We start from the raw sequence: 6482 nt of genomic DNA, 5'->3' as shown, positions 1-6482 counted from the left end.
CCCTGATCCACCCAATCGCAATGGACGACGGTCTGCGTTTCGCAATCCGTGAAGGTGGTCGTACCGTTGGCGCGGGTGTTGTTGCTAAAGTTATCGCTTAATCGCTGATAATATTTGACGCAACGCACAAGAAGAGGGCATCATTTGATGCCCTTTTTGCACGCTGTAACATAGAACCTGGCTCATCAGTGATTTTCAACCATAATCATTGCTGAGGCAGGCTCTGTAGCACGGCGTTATATGCCGAGTTTCGCCTGAGCGCATTATTCGGTTCGGTTGCCGCGTATTACGGGGCAAAATAGTTTCTGATCTATTGTGGCAGGTTGGTTTATGAGTGCTAATACCGAAGCTCAAGGGAGCGGGCGTGGACTGGAAACGGTAAAGTGGTTAGGCGTGGCGCTGCTACTGCTCGTGGCCGTGGTCGGCAACTACTATTATCGTGATGTCACCCTCCCGCTGCGCGCGCTGGCCGTTGTAATCCTGATCGCAGCAGCAGGTGGCATTGCGCTGCTGACGACAAAGGGCAAAGCAACCCTGGCTTTTGCCCGCGAAGCGCGCACAGAAGTTCGCAAGGTTATTTGGCCGACTCGTCAGGAAACGTTGCATACCACGTTAATCGTTGCCGCGGTTACTGCCGTGATGTCACTGATTTTGTGGGGACTGGATGGTATTCTGGTCCGTCTGGTATCGTTTATCACTGGCCTGAGGTTCTGAGATGTCTGAAGCTCCAAAAAAGCGCTGGTACGTCGTTCAGGCGTTTTCCGGCTTTGAAGGCCGTGTAGCCCAGTCGCTGCGCGAGCATATCAAATTACATAACATGGAAGAGCTTTTTGGCGATGTCATGGTGCCAACCGAAGAAGTGGTTGAAATCCGTGGCGGTCAGCGTCGCAAAAGCGAACGCAAGTTCTTCCCGGGCTATGTTCTGGTACAAATGGTCATGAACAATGCAAGCTGGCACTTAGTGCGTAGCGTGCCTCGCGTCATGGGATTCATTGGTGGTACATCCGATCGTCCGGCACCTATTAGCGATAAAGAAGTCGACGCGATCATGAACCGCCTGCAGTCTGCTGGCGATAAGCCACGTCCGAAAACCCTGTTTGAACCAGGCGAAATGGTCCGCGTCAACGACGGTCCGTTTGCTGATTTCAACGGCGTGGTCGAAGAAGTGGATTATGAGAAAAGCCGCCTGAAAGTTTCCGTTTCTATCTTTGGCCGCGCTACGCCGGTTGAGCTGGACTTCGGACAGGTTGAGAAAGGCTGATCGGCCTACATAAAATGTAAGCCAAAGACCGGAATAACGGTTGCGGAAGGCGCGAAATTGCCCTACAATTTCGCGCCTTTTGTTTTTATGCGCTGCTACAGCGCGTGAATATTAATTACGGGGAGCTCTTTGCCGAGCGATTGAACCCAATAGAGGAAATATCATGGCTAAGAAAGTACAAGCCTACGTCAAGCTGCAGGTTGCAGCTGGTATGGCAAACCCAAGTCCGCCAGTTGGTCCGGCACTGGGTCAGCAGGGCGTTAACATCATGGAATTCTGTAAAGCGTTTAACGCCAAAACAGAATCCCTGGAAAAAGGTCTGCCAACGCCGGTTGTTATTACCGTTTATTCTGACCGTTCTTTCACCTTCGTTACCAAAACGCCTCCGGCAGCTGTACTGCTGAAGAAAGCGGCGGGTATCAAGTCTGGTTCCGGCAAGCCGAACAAAGACAAAGTAGGTAAAGTATCCCGTGCTCAGGTACGTGAAATCGCAGAAACCAAAGCTGCGGACATGACTGGTGCTGACGTTGAAGCGATGACTCGCTCAATCGAAGGTACTGCTCGTTCCATGGGCCTGGTGGTAGAGGACTAAGATATGGCTAAGCTGACCAAGCGCATGCGCGTGATCCGTGACAAAGTTGATGCAACTAAACAGTATGACATCAACGAAGCTGTCGCTCTGCTGAAGGAACTGGCAACGGCCAAGTTCGTAGAAAGCGTTGACGTAGCAGTAAATCTGGGCATTGATGCTCGTAAATCTGACCAGAACGTGCGCGGTGCAACCGTACTGCCACACGGTACCGGTCGTTCAGTACGCGTTGCCGTATTTGCCCAGGGCGCAAACGCTGAAGCTGCTAAAGCAGCTGGCGCAGAGCTGGTAGGTATGGAAGATCTGGCTGACCAGATCAAAAAAGGCGAAATGAACTTTGACGTGGTTATCGCATCTCCGGATGCAATGCGCGTTGTTGGCCAGCTGGGCCAGGTTCTGGGTCCACGCGGTCTGATGCCAAACCCGAAAGTCGGCACCGTTACTCCTAACGTTGCTGAAGCGGTTAAAAACGCTAAAGCGGGCCAGGTTCGCTATCGTAACGACAAAAACGGCATCATCCATACCACTATCGGTAAGGTTGATTTCGAGTCCGATAAGCTGAAAGAAAACCTGGAAGCCCTGCTGGTTGCGCTGAAAAAAGCGAAACCTTCTCAGGCAAAAGGCGTTTTCATCAAGAAAGTTAGCATCTCCACCACTATGGGTGCAGGTGTGTCAGTTGATCAGGCTGGCCTGAACGCTGTAGCTAACTAATCTGCTTTACGCGGGCGAAATTTTCGACTAGAATCTTTGGCCCGTTGTTCTGTTAATATACAGAACCAGAATTTTCGGTTGGAGCCTGGCCTTATCCAGGCCTCCGTCCAAGACCGCAGGTGTTTCGCGAGAAACTTAATTTCCTGCGTAGACGGTGACAGAACCTGAAGAATATTTTTATAGTCTTTGCTGGATTCTGCTCACCGTGTATGAGCGCCTGCCGACTTCGGTTGGCAGGTGATGTGAGTTCCGGAGGAATCCTTCTCCGGTAAAAATCCAGGAGCAAAAGCTAATGGCATTAAATCTTCAAGACAAACAAGCGATTGTTGCTGAAGTCACCGAAGTAGCCAAAGGCGCGCTGTCTGCGGTAGTTGCGGATTCTCGCGGCGTACCAGTAGGCAAAATGACTGAACTGCGTAAAGCAGGTCGTGAAGCTGGCGTTTACATGCGTGTTGTTCGTAACACCCTGCTGCGCCGCGTCGTTGAAGGAACTCAGTTTGAGATCCTGAAAGACACGTTTGTTGGTCCGACCCTGATTGCATACTCTATGGAACACCCGGGCGCTGCTGCTCGTCTGTTCAAAGAGTTCGCGAAAGCGAATGCAAAATTTGAGGTCAAAGCTGCGGCCTTTGAAGGTGAGCTGATCACGGCGGCGAATATCGACCGTCTGGCAACTCTGCCAACTTACGAAGAAGCACTGGCACGTCTGATGTCGACCATGAAAGAAGCCGCTGCAGGCAAACTGGTCCGCACCCTGGCTGCCGTACGCGACGCGAAAGAAGCTGCATAAGCTTTTTGCCTGTTGCACTTTAACGTATAAACTATTTCTGATTCACAGGAACAATTGTCATGTCTATCACTAAAGATCAAATTCTGGAAGCAGTAGCGGCTATGTCTGTAATGGACGTTGTTGAGCTGGTTTCTGCTATGGAAGAAAAATTCGGCGTTTCTGCTGCTGCTGCTGTAGCTGTTGCTGCAGGCCCGGCTGAAGCTGCTGAAGAAAAAACTGAGTTCGACGTTGTACTGAAAGCTATCGGCGCTAACAAAGTTGCCGTAATCAAAGCCGTACGTGGCGCAACTGGTCTGGGCCTGAAAGAAGCTAAAGACCTGGTTGAGTCTGCACCTGCTGCCCTGAAAGAAGGCATCAGCAAAGACGACGCAGAAGCTCTGAAGAAATCTCTGGAAGAAGCTGGCGCAGAAGTTGAAGTTAAATAAGCCAACCTTTCAGGTTGCAGTCTGAGTTAATCAGGCTGATGGCTGGTGACTTTTTGGTCACCAGCCTTTTTGCGCTGTAAAGCGTCAGTGGCGTTTCACACCGTTTAGTCACTGATTTGCTTAATGTCTTTTTCTATCGACGCCTTAATATATTGCTTCCCCGCAGGGTTCCCTGCCTTGCACGGCAACGAAATGATTTAAGAGTGATAGAAAGAGGTATTACGGAAGCTGTTCATTCCGGCCAACAAAATAGTGTTGCATGAACTGTCCCCCCTGAACGGACAGAGAGGTTCTACTTTTCAGCGAGCTGAGGAACCCTATGGTTTACTCCTATACCGAGAAAAAACGCATTCGTAAGGATTTTGGAAAACGTCCGCAGGTTCTGGACATTCCTTATCTCCTTTCTATCCAGCTTGACTCGTTCCAGAAGTTCATCGAGCAAGATCCGGAAGGTCAATATGGTCTGGAAGCGGCATTCCGTTCCGTATTCCCTATCCAAAGCTATAGCGGTAATTCTGAGCTGCAGTACGTAAGCTACCGTTTAGGCGAACCCGTCTTTGATGTGAAAGAGTGTCAGATCCGTGGCGTCACGTATTCTGCTCCTTTGCGCGTAAAACTGCGTCTGGTGATCTACGAGCGTGAAGCGCCGGAAGGTACCGTAAAAGACATCAAAGAGCAGGAAGTGTACATGGGCGAAATTCCGCTCATGACCGATAACGGTACCTTTGTTATTAACGGTACAGAACGCGTTATCGTTTCTCAGCTGCATCGTAGTCCTGGTGTCTTCTTTGACAGCGATAAGGGTAAAACCCACTCGTCGGGTAAAGTGCTGTATAACGCACGTATCATCCCTTACCGTGGTTCCTGGTTAGACTTTGAGTTTGACCCGAAAGACAACCTGTTCGTTCGTATTGACCGTCGCCGCAAGCTGCCAGCGACCATCATTCTGCGCGCGCTGAACTACACCACTGAGCAGATCCTTGACCTGTTCTTTGACAAAATCGTGTATGAGATCCGCAACAACAAGCTGCAGATGGAACTGGTGCCTGAGCGCCTGCGCGGTGAGACTGCCTCCTTCGATATCGAAGCCAACGGAACGGTTTACGTTGAGAAAGGCCGTCGTATTACAGCACGCCATATTCGTCAGCTGGAAAAAGATGCCGTTGGGCATATTGAAGTTCCGGTTGAATATATCGCGGGTAAAGTCGTCGCTAAAGATTATATCGACGAAAGCACCGGCGAACTGATCGTTGCGGCGAACATGGAGCTGTCGCTGGATCTGCTGGCTAAACTGAGCCAGTCCGGCCACAAGCGCATTGAAACGCTGTTTACCAACGATCTGGATCACGGCCCGTACATCTCTGAGACCGTACGCGTCGACCCAACCACCGATCGCCTGAGCGCGCTGGTTGAGATCTACCGCATGATGCGTCCTGGCGAACCGCCAACGCGTGAAGCGGCTGAAAACCTGTTCGAGAACCTGTTCTTCTCTGAAGACCGCTACGATCTGTCTGCGGTTGGCCGTATGAAGTTCAACCGTTCTCTGCTGCGTGACGAGATCGAAGGTTCCGGTATCCTGAGCAAAGACGACATCATCGAAGTGATGAAGAAGCTCATCGGTATCCGTAACGGTATTGGCGAAGTGGATGATATCGACCACCTCGGCAACCGTCGTATCCGTTCCGTCGGCGAAATGGCTGAAAACCAGTTCCGTGTAGGTCTGGTCCGTGTTGAGCGTGCGGTGAAAGAGCGTCTTTCTCTGGGCGACCTCGACACCCTGATGCCTCAGGATATGATCAACGCCAAGCCGATCTCGGCGGCAGTGAAAGAGTTCTTTGGTTCCAGCCAGCTGTCACAGTTTATGGACCAGAACAACCCGCTGTCTGAGATCACGCACAAGCGTCGTATCTCTGCACTTGGCCCGGGCGGTCTGACGCGTGAACGCGCAGGCTTTGAAGTTCGAGACGTTCACCCGACCCACTACGGTCGCGTGTGCCCAATCGAAACGCCTGAAGGTCCAAACATCGGTCTGATCAACTCCCTGTCTGTGTACGCGCAGACTAACGAGTACGGTTTCCTGGAAACCCCATACCGTCGCGTTCGCGAAGGCGTGGTGACCGACGAAATTCATTACCTCTCTGCAATCGAAGAGGGTAACTACGTTATCGCTCAGGCAAACACCAACCTCGACGACGAAGGTCACTTCGTAGACGACCTGGTAACCTGCCGTAGCAAAGGCGAATCAAGCCTGTTCAGCCGCGACCAGGTTGACTACATGGACGTTTCCACTCAGCAGGTGGTTTCCGTCGGTGCGTCCCTGATCCCGTTCCTGGAACACGATGACGCCAACCGCGCATTGATGGGTGCAAACATGCAACGTCAGGCGGTTCCTACTCTGCGTGCTGATAAGCCGTTGGTGGGTACCGGTATGGAACGCGCGGTAGCGGTTGACTCCGGCGTAACAGCCGTAGCGAAACGTGGTGGTACCGTTCAGTACGTGGATGCATCCCGTATCGTTATCAAAGTTAACGAAGACGAGATGTACCCGGGCGAAGCCGGTATCGACATTTACAACCTGACCAAGTACACCCGTTCTAACCAGAACACCTGTATCAACCAGATGCCGTGTGTCAACCTGGGCGAGCCAATTGAACGGGGTGACGTGCTGGCCGATGGTCCTTCAACGGATCTGGGCGAGCTGGCACT

The 6482-nt window shown here is 51.7% G+C and carries 7 protein-coding genes and 1 pseudogene; all 8 read left to right on the top strand.

Features of this window, described 5'->3' with window-relative positions:
- Positions 1-101, top strand: a pseudogene (locus RTK32_RS17310) (elongation factor Tu); the annotation flags it as partial.
- A gap of 229 nt (positions 102-330) precedes the next feature.
- Positions 331-714: a preprotein translocase subunit SecE gene (gene secE / locus RTK32_RS17305; RefSeq protein WP_312046146.1), complete on the top strand. Its 384-nt coding sequence runs from the start codon at positions 331-333 to the stop codon at positions 712-714.
- A gap of 1 nt (position 715) precedes the next feature.
- Positions 716-1261, top strand: coding sequence for a transcription termination/antitermination protein NusG (gene nusG / locus RTK32_RS17300; RefSeq protein ID WP_312046144.1), 546 nt, complete (start codon positions 716-718; stop codon positions 1259-1261).
- Between the two features lie 163 nt (positions 1262-1424).
- Complete coding sequence (rplK, locus tag RTK32_RS17295) at positions 1425-1853, top strand: 50S ribosomal protein L11 (protein ID WP_034828899.1); 429 nt, start codon at positions 1425-1427, stop codon at positions 1851-1853.
- A gap of 3 nt (positions 1854-1856) precedes the next feature.
- Positions 1857-2561 (top strand): 50S ribosomal protein L1, encoded by a 705-nt coding sequence (gene rplA / locus RTK32_RS17290; RefSeq protein WP_312046140.1) that lies wholly within the window; start codon positions 1857-1859, stop codon positions 2559-2561.
- 292 nt (positions 2562-2853) lie between these two features.
- Positions 2854-3351 (top strand): 50S ribosomal protein L10, encoded by a 498-nt coding sequence (gene rplJ, locus RTK32_RS17285; RefSeq protein ID WP_246760152.1) that lies wholly within the window; start codon positions 2854-2856, stop codon positions 3349-3351.
- A 59-nt stretch (positions 3352-3410) separates the two neighbouring features.
- Complete coding sequence (gene rplL, locus RTK32_RS17280; RefSeq protein ID WP_253456287.1) at positions 3411-3776, top strand: 50S ribosomal protein L7/L12; 366 nt, start codon at positions 3411-3413, stop codon at positions 3774-3776.
- Positions 3777-4095: 319 nt separating this feature from the next.
- Positions 4096-6482 (top strand): DNA-directed RNA polymerase subunit beta (rpoB, locus tag RTK32_RS17275; protein WP_312046134.1); only part of this gene is annotated, 2387 nt, incomplete at its 3' end.

The sequence above is a fragment of the Erwinia sp. genome, from assembly GCF_031978025.1.
Lineage (GTDB): Bacteria > Pseudomonadota > Gammaproteobacteria > Enterobacterales > Enterobacteriaceae > Erwinia.
Note: the sequence above shows the minus strand (reverse complement) of the source record. Positions and strands in the feature narration are given on the sequence as shown.